The organism is Rhodanobacter sp. FW021-MT20, assembly GCF_041107475.1.
GTDB classification, from domain to species: Bacteria; Pseudomonadota; Gammaproteobacteria; order Xanthomonadales; family Rhodanobacteraceae; genus Rhodanobacter_A; species Rhodanobacter_A glycinis.
The window spans coordinates 390,045-409,205 of the sequence record NZ_JBGBPX010000002.1; the positions used below are offsets into that span (position 1 = coordinate 390,045).

19 protein-coding genes are annotated in these 19,161 nt (G+C 64.3%); 9 read left to right on the plus strand and 10 right to left on the minus strand.

Going from position 1 to position 19,161, the window contains the following annotated elements; genetic code table 11:
* Positions 1 to 47: 47 nt before the first annotated feature.
* Entirely contained in the window at positions 48 to 1,181 is a 1,134-nt protein-coding gene (gene hemH, locus AB7849_RS04610; protein ID WP_037102123.1) for a ferrochelatase, read from the plus strand.
* Positions 1,178 to 2,047 carry an alpha/beta fold hydrolase gene (locus AB7849_RS04615; protein ID WP_008215879.1) on the plus strand — a complete coding sequence of 290 codons (870 nt, stop codon included), beginning with the start codon at positions 1,178 to 1,180 and terminating at the stop codon, positions 2,045 to 2,047. The genes hemH and AB7849_RS04615 overlap by 4 nt, the downstream gene beginning before the upstream one ends.
* 37 nt (positions 2,048 to 2,084) lie before the next feature.
* On the opposite strand, the gene AB7849_RS04620 is transcribed toward AB7849_RS04615, so the two are convergent.
* From AB7849_RS04620 to AB7849_RS04655, 8 genes are all read right to left on the minus strand, one after another.
* Positions 2,085 to 3,257 (minus strand): ABC transporter permease, encoded by a 1,173-nt coding sequence (locus tag AB7849_RS04620; RefSeq protein WP_369500645.1) that lies wholly within the window; start codon positions 3,255 to 3,257, stop codon positions 2,085 to 2,087.
* Positions 3,254 to 3,988: an ABC transporter ATP-binding protein gene (locus tag AB7849_RS04625; RefSeq protein ID WP_008215873.1), complete on the minus strand. Its 735-nt coding sequence runs from the start codon at positions 3,986 to 3,988 to the stop codon at positions 3,254 to 3,256. Before AB7849_RS04625 ends, AB7849_RS04620 begins: the two co-directional genes overlap by 4 nt.
* On the minus strand, positions 3,985 to 5,574 hold the full coding sequence (locus AB7849_RS04630) for an alpha/beta fold hydrolase (protein ID WP_369500646.1): 1,590 nt from the start codon (positions 5,572 to 5,574) through the stop codon (positions 3,985 to 3,987). The genes AB7849_RS04625 and AB7849_RS04630 overlap by 4 nt, the downstream gene beginning before the upstream one ends.
* Positions 5,575 to 5,581: 7 nt before the next feature.
* A complete protein-coding gene (locus tag AB7849_RS04635; protein ID WP_139201670.1) occupies positions 5,582 to 5,845 on the minus strand; it encodes a hypothetical protein in 264 nt (87 codons plus the stop codon).
* Positions 5,846 to 5,863: 18 nt separating this feature from the next.
* Positions 5,864 to 6,259, minus strand: a complete 396-nt coding sequence (locus AB7849_RS04640) for a hypothetical protein (protein ID WP_008215871.1) — start codon at positions 6,257 to 6,259, stop codon at positions 5,864 to 5,866.
* Positions 6,260 to 6,273: 14 nt separating this feature from the next.
* A complete protein-coding gene (locus AB7849_RS04645) occupies positions 6,274 to 6,468 on the minus strand; it encodes a helix-turn-helix transcriptional regulator (RefSeq protein WP_008215869.1) in 195 nt (64 codons plus the stop codon).
* 72 nt (positions 6,469 to 6,540) lie between these two features.
* Positions 6,541 to 7,143 (minus strand): hypothetical protein, encoded by a 603-nt coding sequence (locus tag AB7849_RS04650; RefSeq protein ID WP_008215868.1) that lies wholly within the window; start codon positions 7,141 to 7,143, stop codon positions 6,541 to 6,543.
* 10 nt (positions 7,144 to 7,153) lie between these two features.
* Complete coding sequence (locus tag AB7849_RS04655; protein WP_369500647.1) at positions 7,154 to 8,092, minus strand: alpha/beta fold hydrolase; 939 nt, start codon at positions 8,090 to 8,092, stop codon at positions 7,154 to 7,156.
* A 629-nt stretch (positions 8,093 to 8,721) separates the two neighbouring features.
* Between AB7849_RS04655 and AB7849_RS04660 the strand changes: the two genes are divergently transcribed.
* The 4 genes from AB7849_RS04660 to AB7849_RS04675 all read left to right on the plus strand — a co-directional run bounded on the left by AB7849_RS04660 (position 8,722) and on the right by AB7849_RS04675 (position 13,985).
* Positions 8,722 to 9,276, plus strand: a complete 555-nt coding sequence (locus AB7849_RS04660) for a fimbrial protein (RefSeq protein ID WP_008215864.1) — start codon at positions 8,722 to 8,724, stop codon at positions 9,274 to 9,276.
* Positions 9,277 to 9,361: 85 nt separating this feature from the next.
* Positions 9,362 to 10,117: a fimbrial biogenesis chaperone gene (locus AB7849_RS04665; RefSeq protein WP_008215863.1), complete on the plus strand. Its 756-nt coding sequence runs from the start codon at positions 9,362 to 9,364 to the stop codon at positions 10,115 to 10,117.
* A complete protein-coding gene (locus tag AB7849_RS04670; RefSeq protein WP_369500648.1) occupies positions 10,114 to 12,906 on the plus strand; it encodes a fimbria/pilus outer membrane usher protein in 2,793 nt (930 codons plus the stop codon). The genes AB7849_RS04665 and AB7849_RS04670 overlap by 4 nt, the downstream gene beginning before the upstream one ends.
* On the plus strand, positions 12,903 to 13,985 hold the full coding sequence (locus AB7849_RS04675) for a fimbrial protein (protein WP_369500650.1): 1,083 nt from the start codon (positions 12,903 to 12,905) through the stop codon (positions 13,983 to 13,985). The genes AB7849_RS04670 and AB7849_RS04675 overlap by 4 nt, the downstream gene beginning before the upstream one ends.
* Positions 13,986 to 14,087: 102 nt before the next feature.
* Here the strand turns inward: AB7849_RS04675 and AB7849_RS04680 are convergent, their stop codons facing one another.
* Together AB7849_RS04680 and AB7849_RS04685 are read right to left on the minus strand one after the other, a co-directional pair.
* Complete coding sequence (locus tag AB7849_RS04680) at positions 14,088 to 14,453, minus strand: hypothetical protein (protein WP_157618212.1); 366 nt, start codon at positions 14,451 to 14,453, stop codon at positions 14,088 to 14,090.
* A gap of 588 nt (positions 14,454 to 15,041) precedes the next feature.
* Entirely contained in the window at positions 15,042 to 15,788 is a 747-nt protein-coding gene (locus tag AB7849_RS04685) for a ferredoxin--NADP reductase (RefSeq protein ID WP_008216158.1), read from the minus strand.
* A gap of 108 nt (positions 15,789 to 15,896) precedes the next feature.
* On the opposite strand from AB7849_RS04685, the gene AB7849_RS04690 reads away from it, so the two are divergent.
* The 3 genes from AB7849_RS04690 (at position 15,897) to dbpA (ending at position 19,160) form a co-directional block, all read left to right on the plus strand.
* Positions 15,897 to 16,859, plus strand: a complete 963-nt coding sequence (locus AB7849_RS04690) for an ABC transporter ATP-binding protein (protein ID WP_037102251.1) — start codon at positions 15,897 to 15,899, stop codon at positions 16,857 to 16,859.
* Positions 16,856 to 17,632, plus strand: a complete 777-nt coding sequence (locus AB7849_RS04695) for an ABC transporter permease (protein ID WP_008216154.1) — start codon at positions 16,856 to 16,858, stop codon at positions 17,630 to 17,632. Before AB7849_RS04690 ends, AB7849_RS04695 begins: the two co-directional genes overlap by 4 nt.
* A gap of 148 nt (positions 17,633 to 17,780) precedes the next feature.
* On the plus strand, positions 17,781 to 19,160 hold the full coding sequence (gene dbpA / locus AB7849_RS04700) for an ATP-dependent RNA helicase DbpA (protein WP_008216152.1): 1,380 nt from the start codon (positions 17,781 to 17,783) through the stop codon (positions 19,158 to 19,160).
* The last annotated feature ends 1 nt before the right edge of the window (position 19,161 follow it).

Genomic DNA, 19,161 nt, shown 5'->3' on the forward strand with positions numbered 1-19,161 from the left:
GGCAGGTTATGGCAGACTTGCGGATCGTTCCAGCCGCCGGCACCTCCATGTCACGCAGCCACTATACCGGCCTTGCCGATTTGCCTCATGACGCGCATGCGCCCGCCGTTCAGGCAGGCGTACTGCTGGTCAACCTGGGCACCCCGGAGGCGCCCACGGCGAAGGCGGTACGCCCGTATCTGGCCGAATTCCTCTCCGATCCGCGCGTGATCGAACTCCCGCGCTGGCTGTGGTGGCTGGTGCTGCACGGGATCATCCTGCGCACACGCCCGGCGCGTTCGGCGCATGCCTATGCGCGCATCTGGGAAGAACGCGGCTCGCCGCTGCGCTTCGGCAGCGAGGCGCTGACCGATGCATTGCAAGCCGAACTGGGACGTCAGCGACCGGGACCGATCAAGCTGGCACTGGCGATGCGTTACGGCGCACCGTCCGTCGCGCAACAGATCGCGCAATTGCAGCGCGCCGGCGTGCGTCGACTGCTGGTCTTGCCGCTGTACCCGCAATACTCGGCCACCTCCACCGGTTCGGTACTCGATGCCGTGGCCGATGCGATCAAGACGCTGCGCTGGCCGCCGGAATTGCGCATCGTCAACGATTACCACGACGACCCTAGGCATATCGACGCACTGGCGAACAGCATCCGGCACTGGTGGGAAACGCACGGCCGCGGCGACAAACTGCTGCTGTCGTTCCACGGCATCCCCGAACGTTACCGCGATGCCGGCGATCCGTATTTCTGCCAGTGCCACGCCACCGCGCGACTCTTGCGCGAGCGCCTGGGGCTGGACGAATCCGAGGTCGTGCTCAGCTTCCAGTCGCGCGTGGGTCGCGAGCGCTGGCTGCACCCGTATACCGACGAAACCGTGCGGCGCCTGGCGTCCGAAGGTGTGAAGCGGCTCGACGTGGCCTGCCCCGGCTTCGCGGTCGATTGCCTGGAAACGCTGGAGGAAATCGCGATGCAGAACCGCGATTTCTTTACCGCCGCCGGTGGCCGCGAATTGCGCTACATCCCGGCGCTCAACGACAGCACCGAACAGGTCGCCAGCCTCGCCGCGCTGATCCTGCGCCACACCCAGGGCTGGCCGGAATTCGCCATCGACTACGACGCAGCCACCACGCAAGCGCAACAGGCCGCCGCACAGCAGCGTGCCAAGACCCTGCGCAGCGACGCCCCCGCATGATCGAACCGACGGAGCAACGCATCGCGCTGGGCCCGCTCACCCTCGCCGCGCAAAGCTGGGGCGACCCGGCCGCCTCGCCGCTGCTGGCCGTGCATGGCTGGCTGGACAACGCCGCCAGCTTCGCCAAGCTCGCACCGTTGCTGGCCACGTATTTCCACGTGATCGCGCTGGATCTTCCCGGCCATGGCCACGCTGACCACTTGCCCACCGGCACGCATTACCACTTTCCCGACTACGTGCGTGTCGTGCTGGCGGTGGCTGACGCGCTGAAGCTGCAGCGTTTCGCCCTGCTCGGCCACTCACTGGGCGCCGGCGTTGCCTCGCTGACCGCGGCCGCTGCGCCCGCGCGAATCGAACAGTTGTACCTGATCGAAGGCCTGGGCCCGCTCGGCGACGACGGTACGCAAACCCTCGCACGCTTCCGCAAGGCACTCGCCGCGCCGGCCGCCAGCGACAAGTCGCTGCGCCGCTTCCGCGACATCGACCAGGCCGTCAGCGCACGCGCCATCGCCAGCGGCCTGCGCGCCGAACTGGCCCGTCCCATCGTCGAACGCGGCCTGCGCCAGACCGACGATGGCTGGCATTGGCGCAGCGACCCGCGCCTGACCCGCCCCACCGCCATCCGCCTGGCGGAAACGCAAATTCATGCCCTGCTCGCCGGCATCACGGCGCCCACGTCGCTGCTGCTGGCGCGACCGTCCACGCCGTACCTGCCCGACGCCATGATGCGTGGGCGCGCCGCCTGCGTGCCGCATATCAATATCGCATCGATGGACGGCGGCCACCACCTGCACCTGGAACATCCGCAGGCGGTGGCGGCGTGGATGCTGCAACACATCGCTCCGCAAGCATCCACGCTTGCCTGAAGATGCAGCCCCTTGCGTACAAGGGGCTGCATCCGCATCACGCCGAGATCGCCAGTCGCTCGGAGCGGTAGACCCACACTGTCGCCAGCGTAACCAGCAACGCCACCACGAAGCCGCTGACCAGGCACATCATGACGTGGGGCATGCCCACCGCACCGCCGCGCAACAACTGGGTAATGCCCACCTGCTGGCCGAGCAGCGGCACCGCATACATCCAGCCGACGGTTTTCACCGGCATGAAGGTAAGCAGCATCGACGGCAGCATCGGCACCACCATCAGCAGCGACAGATAGGTCTGTGCCTCGCGATAGGTCTTGGCAAAGCCCGCCACCAGCGTCTGCAACGCCGAAAACAGCAGCACCAGCGGCAGCATCAGCAGGAAGACCTGGCCGGCAAACCCGATGCCGAGATTCAAGGTCATGCCCATCTTGTCGGTAGGCAGGAAACGCCCCGCCACGGCAAACGCGACCACGCAGATCAACAGACTGGCCAGCGAGAACACGCAGATCGCCCCCAGTTTGCCCAGCAGGATCTGCCAGCGCGGCAGCGGATTGGCGAACAGCGCCTCCAGCGATTGCCGCTCGCGCTCGCCAGCGGTGAAGTCGATCGCCAGGTACATGCCGCCGACCAGCACGGTGATGACGAAGAAGTACGGCAGGATGCCGAACATCATCCCGGCCCGCGACTGCGGCGTGGACTGGTCGCGCGCGTCCACCCGCAACGGCATCATCATCTCCGGCGACAGACCGCGCGCCACCAGCCGCATGGCACCCTGGGTGCCCGCGTACGACTTGAGCATGCCGGCCAGGCGCTCTTCGGCAGCGCTGGCATCACGTCGCGAGGAATCGTAGATCAGGTCCACCTGCGCCACTTCGCCCTTGGTCCACGCCTGACCGTAATTCGACGGGATGCGCAACACCACATCGGCATCCTGGTCGCGCACGGCGGCTGCCGGATCGGCCATCGGCGGCTGCAGCACCAGCCCTTGCTGCTTCAATGCATCGATCAGGTGCGGCGCGTACTGCGCGCCGATCACCGGCACCTTCAGCGGCTGGTCGGCCCTGTCCATCTGGTGGTTGATGGTGGTACTGATGAGCATCACCATGACGATCGGGCCGATCAGCGGACCGTACAGCAGGGCGCTGAGCACGGTGCGCTTGTCGCGCAGGCTTTCCTTCACTTCCTTGAGGAAGACGGTGAGCGTTTTCATGCGGCCAGGCCCTCCTCGCTGCCGATGATCTTCACGAAGGCATCCTCCAGGTTGGTCTCGCCGGTTTGCGCACGCAGCGCGTCGGGGGTTTCATCGGCCACCACGCGACCGTGCGCGATCACCACGATGCGGTCGCACAGCGCCGCCACCTCCTGCATGATGTGGCTGGAGAACAGCACGCAGCGGCCCTCCGCCTTCAGCGCCTGCATGAACTGGCGCAGGCCGCGCGTGGCCATCACGTCGAGGCCGTTGGTGGGTTCGTCGAGGATCACGTTGCTCGGATCGTGGATCAGCGCGCGGGCAATCGCGGTCTTCACGCGCTGGCCCTGCGAGAAGCCCTCGGTGCGACGGTCGAGGATGTCGCGCATCTCCAGCGCATCGACCAGCACATCGCTACGCGCACGCATCCGCGCCGGCTCGATATCGTGCAGGCGCGCGAAATACTCGATGTTCTCGCGCGCAGTGAGGCGCTTGTACAGCCCGCGCGCGTCCGGCAATACGCCAAGCAGCCGGCGCACGCCGAGCGGGTCGACCGCCGCATCGATGCCATCCACCTTGACCTGGCCGCTGTCCGGCTTCATCAGCGTATAGAGCATGCGCAGCGTGGTGGTCTTGCCGGCGCCGTTGGGGCCGAGCAGTCCGGTGATCTCGCCATCGCGAGCGATGAAACTGACGCCGTCCACGGCCTTCACCGTGCCGAACGTCTTGCGCAGGTCGCTTACCTCGATCATGGCGTGGCTCCGCTGAAGTCGATGAAGGTCGGGGTGGGACCGAGCCGATCCAGGCAGCTGGCGTCCAGTCCCTTCGGGTCGGCCTTGTCGATGAATTGGGTGAGCAACTTGGGCATGCAGCCGCGGCTCAACTCACTATGACCCTGGCCCTTGAACAGCAACTGCCGTGCATGGCCCAGGCCGGCAAGAATGGTCTTGCCGTAGGCCGGCGGGGTCACCGGGTCGCGCTCGCCGTCGAGGATCAGGATCGGCTTGTCGCTCTTCAACGGCGCATGGAAATTCGCCGGGCGCGTGCCGTGCGGCCACACCGAGCATTCGGTCTTGATCGCGTCGATCAGATGGTTGCCGAGGATGGTGTTGGCATCTTCCGGACGCGGCTTGAGCAAGTCGGCGTCCTCGCTGCAGATCACGCTCATCGACATGCCGTTGTTCATGTCGCCACTCAAGTCACCGCTGAGCAGCTTGGCCTGGCCCAGCAGCGGCGCGACGTCGCCGTGCGCGGCCGCGTCGATCGACAACGGCAGCAGCGCCGCCGTTTCCGCCGTGTAGGCGAACATGCGCACCACGCCGGCCAGCGCATACTCATTGAGTGGCCGCGTCACCGTGGCCCAGGTCTGCGGGTCGCGGAAGCTGACCGTGTGCGGATTGGCCCGCAGTGCGTCGCGCAACTGGTACAGCGTCTGCATCGGATCGCCGAAGCGTTTCTTGCATGCCGGATTGGCCGTGCACTGCGCGAAGTCCAGCTTCAACGCGTGCTCCAGATTCGCCGCAAAATCCTCGCCCAACACGGTCTGGTTTGGCACCGGCGAATCGAGCACCACGCTGCGCACCGCATCGGGGTGATGCATCAGGTATTGCTGCGCCATGCGCGTGCCGTAGGACACGCCCACCAGGTCGAACGTAGGCGCGCCCAGTGCCTTGCGCACGTCTTCCAGATCCTGCACCGCCACGGTGGTGGTGTAGTAACGCGGGTCGGCACGCTTGCTCACCTCGGCCAGGCAGGACTGCACTTCCTTGCGCAACTGGTCCAGATCCGGGCCGGCGACACGGGTGTCGTCGCCATCGTTGTCGGTGGAGGTGCAGCTGAGCGGATTCGAGCCGCCGGTGCCGCGCTGGTCGAGCAGCACCACATCGTGGTGCTTGAGCACGCCGTCGAACGCCGGCGCCACCATCTGCCACGACTCCGTGGCTGCTTCGCCGGGACCGCCGGCCAGCAACACCACCATGTCCTTGTCGGCCACGGCGGCATCGCTGCGTACCAATGCCAGCTTCAGACCGATGATGCGGCTGTGCGGATCGGCACGGTTTTCCGGCACCTTGAACGTGGTGCACCACGCCTCTTTGGTGATGCCGCTGCCTGGTCGGCCCAGTTCGCAATCGTGCAACGTCAGCGAACCGACCTTCCAGGTTTTCGGCTTCGCCGGCGGCAACGGCTTCGCCGGTGCGCTGGCGGCGGCTGCCGGAGCCGATGCCGTGTCTGCCTGTGCCGGCGGCTTTTCGTGCGAGTGGATATAACGCCACCCGAACCAGCCGAGCGCCGCCACGACCACCACGATGCGCAACACATTGCGTCCTGACATGCTCATGTTCCGGTTACCCCCCGTTTCCCGCTATGAATGGCGCGAGCGTCTGCCACAGTACGCGCGCCACCGCGCAACTGGATGGAGCATCGCACTCGACGTTCAGATGCAGACCCATGCCGGCAAGATGCCATGACGGCACGGCCATGGCCGTATTTCGTGACGTGCCTGCGCTGCCGTGCGCCGATACGACCACGGGAACGCGGATCAATGCCAGCAACGCCAGTGTCACGACGCATGCGGCCAGTACTCCCCTTTTTTGCCTTTCGTGTTTCATCGTAGTCACTCCATGTCATTACAGCAGCGCCCAGTAGCGATAGCGCAGGCGCGCGCCGATCTCGCACACCACGTAACAACCGATCATCACCAGAGGCGCCACGTCGATCGAAACGGTCAGCAGCTTCAAGGCATGGGCGAAAAGCAGGACAAGAAAGATGCCGAAGGCGGCGATAAAGGCCTGCATCAGCGCCTCCAGTGCCAAGCGCCGACGCAACTCGTCGCACATCCTCAAATGACGGAACTCGACCCAGCCGCACCAGCCATAGCAGGACATCAGCACCACCAGGAAAGCGATTTTTCCCGGCGCACCCAGCGACGGTCCGAAATGCATCATCAATGCCGCCACCACCAGGGTCAGCACCAATGGCACCGATGCATCACGCAGATAGCGCCGTACCGGCTTGTTCCTCATTGCGTTCTCCCGTTTCATTCGCCCGGTTCGAAAATCGACTCGATCGCCAACTCGAACAGTTTTGCAATCTTGAAGGCCAGTGGCAGGCTGGGGTCGTACTTGCCCGTCTCGATGGCATTGACGGTTTGCCGCGACACCTCCAGCCGTTCGGCCAGGTCGGCCTGCGACCACTCCCGTTCGCTACGCAATTCGCGTACCCGATTGTTCATGCGCAGCGCCGCCCCGCTCCACGCTGCACCCGCATGGAAAAGTGGTCCAGCCATGCGCAAGGTACCTGCATGTCAGTCCTCCCGTTCCTGCCGTGCACGCACTTGCCGCACGCGGGCCCGGATCGCCACCACCACGAAGAACACGGCCGTGGCCATGAAGACCAGGGCGTCGCCGCGAAGGTGATGCCACCATGCGTTGAATCCGAACCCCGCCATCACCAGGGCGAGCAGCACGAAGTACCACGGCATCCACGCACTGCCTTCGCCCGTGCACAAATTGCCCATGCCGTAGCGGCGGGCCACTTGCCTGTAGGCAATCCCATAGCCCGCCATCAGCATCGGAAACACCCAGATCAGCACACCGCCGCCCCAGTGCAACACGCCACCAGCCACCAGGAACCCCACCACCATACTGAGCGCGGACACCAACGCCGTCGCCATGCCCAGCGCCACCAGATGGGTGCGCTGTTCCAGTTCATCACTGTCGCGGACGCGCCACCACATCAGCGCGATCACGTAGAGCATCGGCAATACCGGTGCCACGGCCAGCAAGGCCTTCAACGGCAGGTTGGTGGCAGCGCGCAACAACGGGCCATCCGCGAACAGCACGGCCATGTACACCAGCATCACCAGCATCAGCCGCTGTTCGTAGTGCTTCTGGGTCAGACGTGCCATTGCAACGACCTCACAACGCCTTCAGGAAGCCATCCAGCGTCTGCTGGAATTTCACCGGCTGGTCGAGCATCACGAAATGCCGCGATGGCGAAACCGACACCACCTTCGCATTCGGCGCGTTGGCCAGCAGGCTCTGGTAATAGGCCGCCTTCTGCGCCGCGTCCGGCACCGGCTGCTTGCGCATGGCCGCGTACTGGCGGGCATCCGACGCGTAGTACGGCACGACTTCCATGATCGGCACGTTCGCCTGCTTCAGGCCCGGGCGGTAATCGGCCGCCATGTCGGCCGCCATGTACTCCGCGGTGGCCTTGGCATCGCTGCGACCAACCAATGGCGCCACGCGGGCGGCCTCGTTCGGGTCAATCACGCCAATGTGCTGCATGTAGGGAAGCGCTGCCGCCTTGAATTGCGCCGGCGTCATCGCACCCACGTGCGCCTGCACCTGCGCCGCAGCGGCCTGTCGCTGCGCTGCACTCATCCGGTCCATGTTCGGAAACACCGGCAAGCCATCCACCGCCACCACGCCCGAGAGCAGCTTCGCGTGTTCGCCGGCAAAGCGCAGCGACAACGTGCCACCGATGCTGTGACCCACCAGTACCGGTTTGTCGATGTGCTTCGTCTCGATCAGCTGCAGCAACGAGGCGTCGGCGCGATCCAGCAGCGTGCCGGCCTTCGCGTCCGGTGCCGGCGGCGGCACGCCGTCGAAGCCGGCCAGGGTCACCGCGTACACCACGTGGTTCTTTTCCAGATCGGCAATGGTCCGCTGCCATACCCACGGCCCGCATTCCAGGCCGGGAATCAGGATCACCGGCCGACCATGGTCACCATGGCGCTGCACCTGCAACGTGCCGACACGTTCCACCGGCGCACTTTCCGTCGCCATCGCCGCCCCGGCAAAACCGACCAGCGCCACCATCAAGACATACCCCCAACCGCGATGCTTCCCCATGACACCCTCCCGTGCATTCAGTGCGATGTAAAGCAAGCTTTACACGTCTTTTTATGTAAAGCAAGCTTTACATCGCATGGGCGGTGAACGAGTAATCCCGGTTGCCAGCGCTGTCATGCGCATTTTTGGGAATCGTCCTAATACCGGCGCCAAAACGGCGCTCTATCATGGCGCGCGTCCAGTCTTGCTCGCGCACTGGACTGACACGGATCGGAGAATCCGGACCTACAGTTGGCCTGTTGGTCAACTGTCACCTTGCACACTTCACATCCGGCGGCGTGGCGACAGATGCCCACCCCGGCTGCACAGGGAGAAGGAAAAAAGGGGGGCGCGCGTCCAATGATAAATAAGACATTCGACGCTGCGTGTCATTTCCAGACAATACGCACGCGTATGCGACGCCCCAAGCACATCAAAACGGCTCACGTCCATTGGACCTGCGGCCAGATGACGGCCGCGCGCGCGCCTTAAATGTGATGTAGATCACGTATTGGCACGATGATTGCTCCCTCCTTCTCCGACGGCGCGGCCTGATCGTCCGCTGGGAAGCGGGACCGGCTGGCCCGTCGCAAGTACCTGCACCACCAACGCTGTACCTACCAACCACTGTGGAAACCTGAGGAAACACCATGAACAAGCTGCTTCTCACCTCCGCGCTCGTCGCCACCTTCGGTGCCGCCGCGCTCGCCCCGCAGGTCGCCCGCGCGTCCGACGGCACCATCACCTTCAACGGCAAGGTCACGGCTTCCACCTGCACCATCGGTGTCAATGGTGGCGGCGCCAGCAACGGCGTGACGCTGCCGACGGTGGCCACCAGCGCACTGTCCGGCTCTATTGGCAAGGTCGCTGCGGCCACGCCATTCTCGGTCAAACTCACCGCCTGCACTTTCGCTCCCGCCGGCACTGTCGGCTTGTATTTCGAACCGGGCCCGAACACCTTGGCCGATGGCAACCTGAAGAACACCGCCGCCAGCAACGGTGTCGAAATCCAGTTGCTGAACGGCACGCAGGGCGTCATGACCCTGAACAGTGCACCCGGCTCGCAGAACGGCAGCACCGCTACCGTGGCCACGGGCGACACGTCGGCGACGCTGAACTACTACGCGCAGTACTACGCCAGCGCCGCTACCGTCACTGCCGGCACAGTCACCTCCACCGTGACGTACTCGGTCGTGTACCCGTAAGCAATCGCGTCAATTTCCCTGGGGCACCGCGACCGGGTTTCGGTCGCGGTGCCCCAGGCGAGTCACCCGGCAGTCGAGATATCCCATGAACAAACCCATCCGCGTGCTGGTCTCGGCGCTGGTAGCCCTTGGCTGCGCGTTGTCCATTGCCCCAACCCGGGCCAATGTCATCATCGCCGGCACCCGTGTGATTTTTCCGGCGAAAGACGGCGAAGTCACGGTGCGGCTGACCAACGACAACGCCAAGCCTGCGCTGGTCGAGGCATGGATCGACAATGGCGATCCACGCTCCACGCCGGACAAGGTTGAAACCCCGTTCCTGATCACGCCGCCCCTGTTCCGCATGGATGCCCACAAGGACCAGAGCCTGCGCATCCTGTTCACCCACAGCCCGAAGCCGCTGCCGACCGATCGCGAGTCGGTGTTCTGGCTCAATGTGCTGGAAATTCCACCCAAGCCCAATGGCCCGCAGGCTGTTGACAAGAATTATCTGCAGTTGGCGATTCGTTCGCGGCTGAAGCTGTTCTATCGCCCGGCCGGCCTGGCTGGCGATCCCATGAAAGCGCCCGCCCAGCTCAGCTTCAAGGCCACGATGGATGGCACCGGGCATGCCCTGCAGATCCACAACCCCACGCCGTACTACATCACCATCGTCCAGCTTTCGGTGAATGTCGGCGGCAAGGCGTATGAGGGCAAGACCGGCATGGTGGCGCCGATGTCCGACCTGCGTCTGGACATACCCAAGCTGCAGCAAGCGCCTTCCGCAGGTAGCGCGATCCAGTTCAACACCATCAATGATTACGGCGCGAACGTTGCGTCGAAGAGCGCCGTCTCGCCGTGAATTCCCTGCACGCCATGCACCAGCGCGAAACACGCTGGCACGTGGCGTGCCGGCGCGCCTTGCTGTGCGCGGGCATTGCCGCTGCGCTTTGCGGCTGGGCGGGCTCGGTTACCGCGCATGGCGCCGCTGCCAGCGCCGCCGGCCCGGCGGCAGCCAGTGGCGCCGAAGCCGACGCGAATGCCAATTTCGCCGATTTCGACCGTAGCCTGCTCGCTGGCGCGGGCAGCAACACCACCGACCTGTCACGCTTCGAGCACGGCAACCCGGTGCTGCCGGGCATCTACAACCTAGACGTCTATCTCAACAACACCTGGGTGGGACGTACCGACGTACGCTTTGCCGCCGCGTCGCCCAAAGCCAGCGCCACGGCTTGCGTGACGCGCAAATTGCTGGATCAGCTTGGCCTGCGCCCGGCCAAGCTTGCCGAAACCCTTCAGTCCCGACTGCAGGACCCGGCTGCCTGCGTCAACATCGGCGAGGTGATTTCGGGTTCCACCATGACGCTCGACATGTCCACCCTTCGTCTGGACACCAGCGTGCCGCAGGCTTATCTCGGCCAGACACCTCGTGACTATGTCAGCCCGGAATACTGGGACAAGGGTGTGCCAGCCGCGCTGCTCAACTACAACTTGAACAGCTACCACAACAGCAGTCACGGACTGAGCCAGACCAGCACCTATCTCGGCCTCAATGCCGGCCTCAACATCGGCCTGTGGCATGTTCGCCAGGACTCCACGGTGAACTGGCAATCTGGCACGGCGCATGCTCCGGCACGACGCGAGTGGCACAATATCGACGCCTACGTGCAGCGCGACCTGCCATCGCTGCGCTCGCTGCTGACCATCGGCGACAGCTACACCGACGGCTCGGTGTTTGACAGCTATGGCTTGCGCGGTGTGCAACTGGCCACCGACGACCGCATGTTGCCGAACTCGCTGCGTGGTTATGCGCCGATCATCCGCGGCGTGGCCAATACCAACGCCAAGGTCACCGTGCGCCAGAACGGTGTGCAGATCTACCAGACCACGGTGGCGCCCGGCCCCTTCACGATCAAGGATCTTTACCCGACCGGCTACGGCGGCAATCTCGACGTGACCGTGACCGAGGCCGATGGCCATGTGCGCACTTTCTCCGTGCCTTACGCGTCTGTGGCGCAACTGCTGCGCCCGGGCATCACCCGCTACGACATCGCCATCGGCCAGCTGCGCAACGTGTCGCTGCAGCACAAGCCGAATGTGGTGCAGGCCACCGTGCAACACGGCTTCAACAACTTCTTCACCGGTTATGCCGGGCTTGTCGGTTCACAAGGTTACGCCGCCGCATTGCTTGGCGGCGCCATCAACACACGCTATGGCGCGCTGGCGCTGGATGTGACCCAAGCGGGCACCCGCATCCCGGGCTACAAGGCGCAAGACGGCCAGAGCATTCGACTGACCTACAGCAAGATCATCCCTTCCACGCAGACCTCGTTGTCGGTGGCCGCCTACCGCTACTCCACCAGCGGCTACCTGAGCCTGGGCGACGCCGCCATCGCACGCGAGTACGCGCGTCGCGGGCTCGATGCGCTCCAGTACGTGCCGCCAACCACCGTGCCGATGATCGACGGTCTTCCCGTAAAGAGCCTGCTCACGCCGGCACAGCAGGCAGCATTGTCGGGCAGCGCCTTCACCACCAATCCCATCCTTGCTGGCGTGGGGCTGCAGCGCCGTCGCAACAATTTCACACTCACGCTCAGCCAACGCCTCGGCCAAAGTGCGGGATCGCTGTACGCCAATGGCTCGATCAGCGACTACTGGAATCGCAACGGCACCGATACCCAGTTCCAGATCGGCTACAACAATTCATTTCATCGGCTGAGCTACAACCTCTCGGCCGCGCGTACCCGTGACCCGTTCGGCCACTACGACAACGAGTACATGCTGAGCTTCAACCTGCCGCTCGGCGACAGCGCGCACGCGCCGACCTTCTCTCTCAACGTGAATCGCAGCGACAGCGGCGGCTCGCAGGATCAGGCCATGGTGAGCGGCACCCTGGGCGCAAATAGCCAGTTCAACTACGGCGCCACAGCTACACATGGCAGCGATGGCAACGGCAACGCCGGCACACTTAACGCTGGCTACCGCAGCCCCTATGCCATCTACAGTGCCAGCTACGGCAAGGGCCAGGGTTATTCGCAGTCGTCGGTTGGAATTAGCGGCGCCATCGTCGCACACCCCGGTGGCATCACCTTCGGCCAGCCCATCGGCGACACCATCGCCATCGTGCACGTCCCCGACGCAGCGGGCGCAAGCATCAACGGCGCGCCAGGCGTAAGCGTGGGCCGTTCCGGCTACGCACTAGTGCCCTACCTGACGCCGTACCAGCTCAATACGATCCAGATCGATCCCCAGGGCCTGCCTCTGAGCGTGCAGTTGGACGCGACCAGCGCACAGGTAGCGCCCTATGCCGGCGCCGTGGTGATGGTGGATTTCAAGACCAAGAGCGGTCGCTCGCTGATTGCCCATATCCAGCGTGCAGACGGCTCGTTGCTGCCTTTTGGCACCGAAGTGCTCGACGCCCATGGCCAAGCGGTGGGCACGGTGGGTCAAGGCGGCCTAGCCTTGCTTCGCGTAGCCAGCAAGTCGGGGCAACTCGGGGCACAGTGGCAGGGGACGCACGGCGCCACGCATTCGTGCTCGTTTGCCTACACTGTTCCCGCGCCGAGCCCATCCGAACATGGTCAGCCCTTTATCGACGCCACATGCGACACCAGCGGCCCGGTCACACCGCCACAACGAGGTGGACAATGAACACGCCATGCTGCAACCAGCGTCAGAATGGCACAGCGCCGAGCGGCCCGGCATCGCGTCAGCGACCTGGCCTGCTCAATCTACTGCTCGCCGGTCTGTTGCTGGTCGGCTTGGGCGTAATGCCATCTACGGTCTGGGCAACGTGCTGGTTTACCAGCGGATCGGCGACCACCGTCACCTTCAACGCAGGCACCATCACGCTCACACCCAGCACCCAGCTCAATTCCGTCCTATGGACCTCGAACGCGGCCACCCCTGCCAATCCGCCACAGTTAAACTGCGACGGCAACACCAGCGGCGGCATCGTCAACACCATCGCCGGGTCACCGACAGGCGGTGACAACACTCTTTTCCCAACTGGTATTCCGGGGATTTCCTACCGCCTGCTGCACCCCGATGCCAGCAAATTGTTGGCGGCCTATCCCAACAATACCGTGGGAAGCGGAAATTCCACGTACAGCATCACGACCAACCTGCAGTTGGTCTATACAGGACCATTCCTGCCACCCAACAACAGCACGCTGACCGGGCAACTGTCGCAGTGGAAGATCGATGTCTGTAGTGGCTATGTGATAGGTGGCCAATGCTACACAGGCTTTTTTCAGCCGGCTCCTGTCTCACCTCAGCCTGTGGAAATCTTCAACATCCAGGCCACCATCCTGATCCAGGTTCCCACCTGCAACGTTGACCCGGGCTCAGTCAGCAAGACGGTAACCTTGCCGAACGTAACGACATCCCAGTTCACCGGGCAAGGCTCAACCGCGGGCAACACCCCATTCAACCTGCACCTGATCAACTGCCCCAGCAACCGGGGCGTTTTCATCACCTTGGACAGCAGTAGTGCGCAGCCGGGCGTCAACGGCGTGATTGCACCTTCCGGGGCTGGCTACGCCAGCGGAGTCGGGGTACAAATCCTTCAGGGCAGCACGCCCGTCACCTTCGGCACTACCTTCCAGACTGGCACCATCTCGGGCAGCACCTACGATATCAATCTCAACGCCCGCTATTACCAGACCGGCACCCCCATCTCCGGCGGCACAGTCAAGGCGGTAGCCACTTACACGCTGAACTATCAATAGCAGACGTCCATGACGCACAAGCGCGGGCCTGATCAGGGCGCCTGTCGCTGATCCGACATTTGGTTGCTTAGCTGCTCCATACGAAACCGACGAATCACGCACTCATTCATAAGTGCGCGTAATCATCTTCGCTGCGACGGCGTGAGCAGGGGAGAGATAACCCGTGAAATATTCCAACAAAGGGTTACCGTTTGTCTGGGCACCACTCAATGGCACCACGGACAGCCCATAGCTAGCGACGTCGGTATCGCCGCGCACCACCTGTCGCTTGCCGTCACAGCTGAGTTGCCGTGTAGCGGACTCGGAATTCGCTGCCATCAGATCCGCGCGATCATTGCTCGCTGCGCAAGTCGGCACCACGACAGCCCCGCTGAAGATAATCCGCCCACCCTCGGCCTGTGCTGACCCGACCCCGGTCAGACCGCAGAGCAGACTTGCCACGACCATCCGCTGAATCCAGCCATTCATGCTGCCTCCCGTCGCGGCATTGCCCGCGACGGCGTCAAACGTGGTAACGGCAGTGGCGTTGAAACTTCCGTGGCTGGAAACGTCGAGTTCCCAGGAAATACGTCTTGACCACGCAAGATCCCTTGCCCCCGTCAGGACGTTCCACCCGCATCATGCGAAGGAACACCCGGACAGCGCTGTCATGCGCCGACTCCGAAATACCGGGGGGCATGTCACGACAATGTGAGGTCGGCATCACGGGGCGGGGTGTTGCGGCTCGAAGAGTGCAAAAATGTGATGTAAATCACATTTTTGCCGGCAATAACCCGACTCCGCGCGGAATCAGCACCACTTCAAGTACGTGACCGCTCTGCCGACTTGCTAAGGCACGGGCATGGCCGGCCACGCCCAAGGCGCGCGCGGCAAGGGAGCCGAAGTCAGCCTGCCCTCTTCAAGGTTCCGGCTTTCCGCTTTGCATGGCAGGGCGTGGCCAGCAGCTCCAGCCGGCTGATTTCGCATCCGAGCCCCGCATTCGGGCTCGATTTGGCCGGACACGGGGCCTGCGTGAAGGCCGCCAAGGCCCGCGAAAATACTCTCTGTGAACCCGCCTCAGCGCGACGAGACGTACTTCTCGCGCCGTATCTGCTTCACCGGCAAACCGAACTCCTGCAGCGCGGTGAAGGCCGCGTCGACCATGTTCGGGTTGCCGCACAGGTAGGCGATGTCGCGGTCGGCATGCGGTTGCAATTCGGCAAGGACGTTTTGCACGTGGCCATTGCGATCGTGCGGGCGCGGCACGGTGCGCGGCTGGCGGCTGAGGCAGCCGTGGAAGGTGAAGCCGGGGTGGCTTTGCGCGAAGGCTTCGAATTCCTCGCCGTAAAGCAGCTCGGTTTCGTTGCGGGCGCCGTACAGCAGCACCACTTCGCGACCGCCGGCGGCGAGCAGTTTCTCGAAGCGCGGTAGCATGGCGCGATATGGCGTGACGCCGGTACCGGTGGCCATCAGCAGGTAGCGTGGGTGGGTGTCGGCGTCCTGCAGGCAGAAGCGGCCGTACGGGCCACTGGCGTCGATGATGCCGCCGATCGGCAGTTCGCCCAGCAATTTGGTGGCCGCGCCCCCTTCGACGTAGCTCACCGCGATCTCGACGCGCTGCACCGGTGAAGCGCCGTCACCCACGGTGCCCACCGAATAGCTGCGCTTGGTGGCGGTGCCGTCGTCGTAGTGGAAGTGGACCTGCAGGAACTGCCCGGGCACGAAGGCCAGCGGCTGCCCATCGGCGCGTTCGAACGAAAGATGGCGCACAGTGGGCGCCAGCATGTGGCTTTCGACGAGACGGAGCTGGAAATGGTCGGCCATGGGGGTCCTGATTAACGATGCGTACTGAAACAGTGTGTACTTCTGGCAGGGCCAGACGATGGAGGCTAGCTCGCTATAATAAGAGGCTCGCCCCGCTTGGTGCAGCCCATGTCCCCGCAACACCCCGAAACAGCCCCCGCCCTGGTGGTCGACAATCTGCGCAAGACCTACGGCAACGGCGTGGAAGCGCTCAAGGGCATCAGCCTTACCGTGCAGCAAGGCGACTTCTTCGCCCTGCTCGGCCCCAACGGCGCCGGCAAGTCCACCCTGATCGGCATTCTCTCCTCGCTGGTCAGCTCCACCGGTGGCGATGCGCGCATCTTCGGCATCTCGGTCAACCAGCAACGCAACGAGGCCATGAAGCTGATCGGCCTGGTGCCGCAGGAGATCAACTTCAACCAGTTCGAGAAGCCGTTCGACATCTGCGTGAACGAAGCCGGTTTCTACGGCATCCCACGCAAGATCGCCGCCGTGCGCGCGGAGAAGTACCTGAAGGAATTGCGCCTGTGGGACAAGGCGTATCACCAGGCGCGCGAGCTCTCCGGCGGCATGAAACGGCGCCTGATGATCGCCCGCGCGATGATGAACGAGCCGCGCCTGTTGATCCTGGACGAGCCCACTGCGGGCGTCGACATCGAGATCCGCCGTTCGATGTGGCATTTCGTCAGCGGCATCAACGCCGCCGGCACCACGGTCATCCTCACCACGCATTACCTGGAGGAAGCCGAGCAGCTGTGTCGCAACATCGCCATCATCGACCACGGCACCATCGTGGAAGACACCACGATGAAGCGCCTGCTGGCCAAGCTGGACGTGGAAACCTTCGTGCTGGATACCGCCGAGCCCGTTTCCACCCCGCCCGTGCTGGACGGCATCACCCTGCGCCGCGTGGACGAGCGCACGCTGGAAGCGGAGATAGCGCGCACGCATGACCTCAACTCGCTGTTCGCGGCGCTGTCCGCGCACGGCATCACGGTGACCTCGATGCGCAACAAGACCAACCGTCTGGAAGAACTGTTCGTGCGACTGGTCGAAGGTGGCCGCAATGGCGCGAAGGAGCAGGCCGCATGAGCAACCTGTCCGCCAACCTCGTCGCCTATCGCACCATCGCCCGCCGCGAGATCGTGCGCATCCTGCGCATCTGGACGCAAACGCTGATCCCGCCGGTGATCACCATCACGCTGTACTTCGTGATCTTCGGCAAGCTGATCGGTGGCCGCATCGGCACCATCGAAGGCTTCACCTACATGCAGTTCATCGTGCCCGGCATGGTCATGATGAGCGTGATCAACAACAGCTACATGAACATCTCCAGCTCGTTCTTCGGCGCCAAATTCCAGCGCTCGGTGGAAGAGATGCTGGTGGCGCCGATGTCGAACTGGGTGATCCTGGCCGGCTATGTCACCGGTGCAGTCGCGCGCGCGCTGGCGGTGGGCGTACTGGTGCTGGTGGTGGCGCTGTTCTTCACCAACCTGCACCTGGTGCACCCGCTGATCGCGCTGGTCTCGGTCACGCTGGGCGCCATCATCTTCGCGCTGGCCGGCTTCATCAACGCGATGTACGCGAAGAAATTCGACGACATCGCCCTAGTCCCCACCTTCATCATCACCCCGCTCACCTACCTCGGCGGCGTGTTCTATTCGATCAAGATGATGAGCGAGCCGTGGCAGACGATTTCACGCGCCAACCCGATCCTGTACATGGTCAACACCTTCCGCTACGGCGTGCTCGGCATCAGCGACGTGTCCGTCGGCCCGGCCCTGCTGGTGATGGTGGGCTTCGTGATCGCGCTGGGCGTGCTGGCCGTGCACCTGCTGAAGCGTGGCGTGGGCCTGCGTTCCTAGCCACCTGTAGGAGCGCACCCTGTGCGCGTATGCTCTGGCGTTGATCAAGGCCAAAGCACTCGCGCACAGGGTGCGCTCCTACACGTGCCATACCGAGGCTTCACTGCGTTATCGAAACCGCCAGCAGCCGGACATGCGATCATGTCGCATGACCGCTTTCCAGACGCTTCCGCTCAAACCCGCGCTGCTCGCCAGCGTGGAAACCCTTGGCTATGCCGAGATGACGCCGGTGCAGGCGCACAGCCTGCCGCCGCTGCTGGCCGGCCGCGACGTGATCGCGCAGGCGCAGACCGGCAGCGGCAAGACCGCCGCGTTCGGTCTGGGCCTGCTGCAAGCGCTGGACGCCGACACGATCCGCCTGCAGGCGCTGGTGCTGTGCCCCACCCGCGAGCTGGCCGACCAGGTCAGCAAGGCGATCCGCAAGCTGGCCGCGAACATTCCCAACGTGAAGTTGCTGACCCTGTGCGGCGGCATGCCGCTGGGTCCGCAGTTGGCCTCGCTGACGCATGACCCGCACATCGTGGTCGGCACGCCCGGTCGCGTGCAGGAACATCTGAAGCGCGGCAGCCTGCACGGCGGCGGCATCAAGGTGCTGGTGCTGGACGAAGCCGACCGCATGCTCGACATGGGCTTTTCCGACGCCATCGACGACATCGTGAGCCGCATCGCCAAGCATCATCAGACGCTGCTGTTCTCGGCCACCTATCCCGAAGCGATCCGCGCGGCCAGCAAGCGCCTGCAGAGCGATCCGGTGGAAGTCACCGTGGAAGCACCTGCCACTGCGGAAGCCGCGATCGAACAGCGCTTCATCGAAGTGGAACCGGCGCACAAACTGGACGCACTGGCGCAACTGCTTGCTGGCGAACGCGGCCAGCAGACGCTGGTGTTCTGCAACATGCGCCGCGACGTGGATGCGGTAGCGCAGGAACTGGATCGCCGCGGCTTCTCTGCCCTGCCGCTGCATGGCGACATGGAACAGCGCGACCGCGACGAAGTGCTGGTGCGCTTCGCCAACCACAGTTGCGCCATCCTGGTGGCCACCGACGTGGCCGCGCGCGGGCTGGACATCGCCGCGCTGCCGCTGGTGCTGAGCTACGACATCGCGCATGACCCGGACACCCACACGCACCGCATCGGCCGCACCGGCCGTGCCGGACAGGCGGGCATGGCGATCACCCTGTGCACGCCGCGCGAGCGCCCCAAGGCCGCCAACATCGAGGAGATGCAAGGCGCCCCGTTGCCGTGGCGCCCGCTGAAGCTGGCGCCGCCACGCGGCAAGACGCTGAACCTGGCGCCGATGAAAACCGTGGTGATCGATGCCGGACGGCAGGACAAGCTGCGCCCCGGCGACATCCTCGGTGCCCTCACCGGCGACGCCGGCCTGGACGCGAAGGACATCGGCAAGATCGACGTGTTCGCCACCCGCGCCTATGTGGCGATCACCCGCGCGCTGGCGAACAAGGCACTGGAACGCCTTCGCGCCGGCAAGATCAAGGGCCGCAACTTCCGCGTGCGCTCGCTGGGCTGAG

What these genes read in the sequence shown, in the direction of transcription:
- hemH (WP_037102123.1), top strand. Translation starts at nt 48, where the DNA reads ATGTCACGCAGCCACTATACCGGCCTTGCCGATTTGCCTCATGACGCG.
- AB7849_RS04615 (WP_008215879.1), top strand. Translation starts at nt 1,178, where the DNA reads ATGATCGAACCGACGGAGCAACGCATCGCGCTGGGCCCGCTCACCCTC.
- AB7849_RS04620 (WP_369500645.1), bottom strand. Translation starts at nt 3,257, where the DNA reads ATGAAAACGCTCACCGTCTTCCTCAAGGAAGTGAAGGAAAGCCTGCGC.
- AB7849_RS04625 (WP_008215873.1), bottom strand. Translation starts at nt 3,988, where the DNA reads ATGATCGAGGTAAGCGACCTGCGCAAGACGTTCGGCACGGTGAAGGCC.
- AB7849_RS04630 (WP_369500646.1), bottom strand. Translation starts at nt 5,574, where the DNA reads ATGAGCATGTCAGGACGCAATGTGTTGCGCATCGTGGTGGTCGTGGCG.
- AB7849_RS04635 (WP_139201670.1), bottom strand. Translation starts at nt 5,845, where the DNA reads ATGAAACACGAAAGGCAAAAAAGGGGAGTACTGGCCGCATGCGTCGTG.
- AB7849_RS04640 (WP_008215871.1), bottom strand. Translation starts at nt 6,259, where the DNA reads ATGAGGAACAAGCCGGTACGGCGCTATCTGCGTGATGCATCGGTGCCA.
- AB7849_RS04645 (WP_008215869.1), bottom strand. Translation starts at nt 6,468, where the DNA reads ATGAACAATCGGGTACGCGAATTGCGTAGCGAACGGGAGTGGTCGCAG.
- AB7849_RS04650 (WP_008215868.1), bottom strand. Translation starts at nt 7,143, where the DNA reads ATGGCACGTCTGACCCAGAAGCACTACGAACAGCGGCTGATGCTGGTG.
- AB7849_RS04655 (WP_369500647.1), bottom strand. Translation starts at nt 8,092, where the DNA reads ATGGGGAAGCATCGCGGTTGGGGGTATGTCTTGATGGTGGCGCTGGTC.
- AB7849_RS04660 (WP_008215864.1), top strand. Translation starts at nt 8,722, where the DNA reads ATGAACAAGCTGCTTCTCACCTCCGCGCTCGTCGCCACCTTCGGTGCC.
- AB7849_RS04665 (WP_008215863.1), top strand. Translation starts at nt 9,362, where the DNA reads ATGAACAAACCCATCCGCGTGCTGGTCTCGGCGCTGGTAGCCCTTGGC.
- AB7849_RS04675 (WP_369500650.1), top strand. Translation starts at nt 12,903, where the DNA reads ATGAACACGCCATGCTGCAACCAGCGTCAGAATGGCACAGCGCCGAGC.
- AB7849_RS04680 (WP_157618212.1), bottom strand. Translation starts at nt 14,453, where the DNA reads ATGAATGGCTGGATTCAGCGGATGGTCGTGGCAAGTCTGCTCTGCGGT.
- AB7849_RS04685 (WP_008216158.1), bottom strand. Translation starts at nt 15,788, where the DNA reads ATGGCCGACCATTTCCAGCTCCGTCTCGTCGAAAGCCACATGCTGGCG.
- AB7849_RS04690 (WP_037102251.1), top strand. Translation starts at nt 15,897, where the DNA reads ATGTCCCCGCAACACCCCGAAACAGCCCCCGCCCTGGTGGTCGACAAT.
- AB7849_RS04695 (WP_008216154.1), top strand. Translation starts at nt 16,856, where the DNA reads ATGAGCAACCTGTCCGCCAACCTCGTCGCCTATCGCACCATCGCCCGC.
- dbpA (WP_008216152.1), top strand. Translation starts at nt 17,781, where the DNA reads ATGACCGCTTTCCAGACGCTTCCGCTCAAACCCGCGCTGCTCGCCAGC.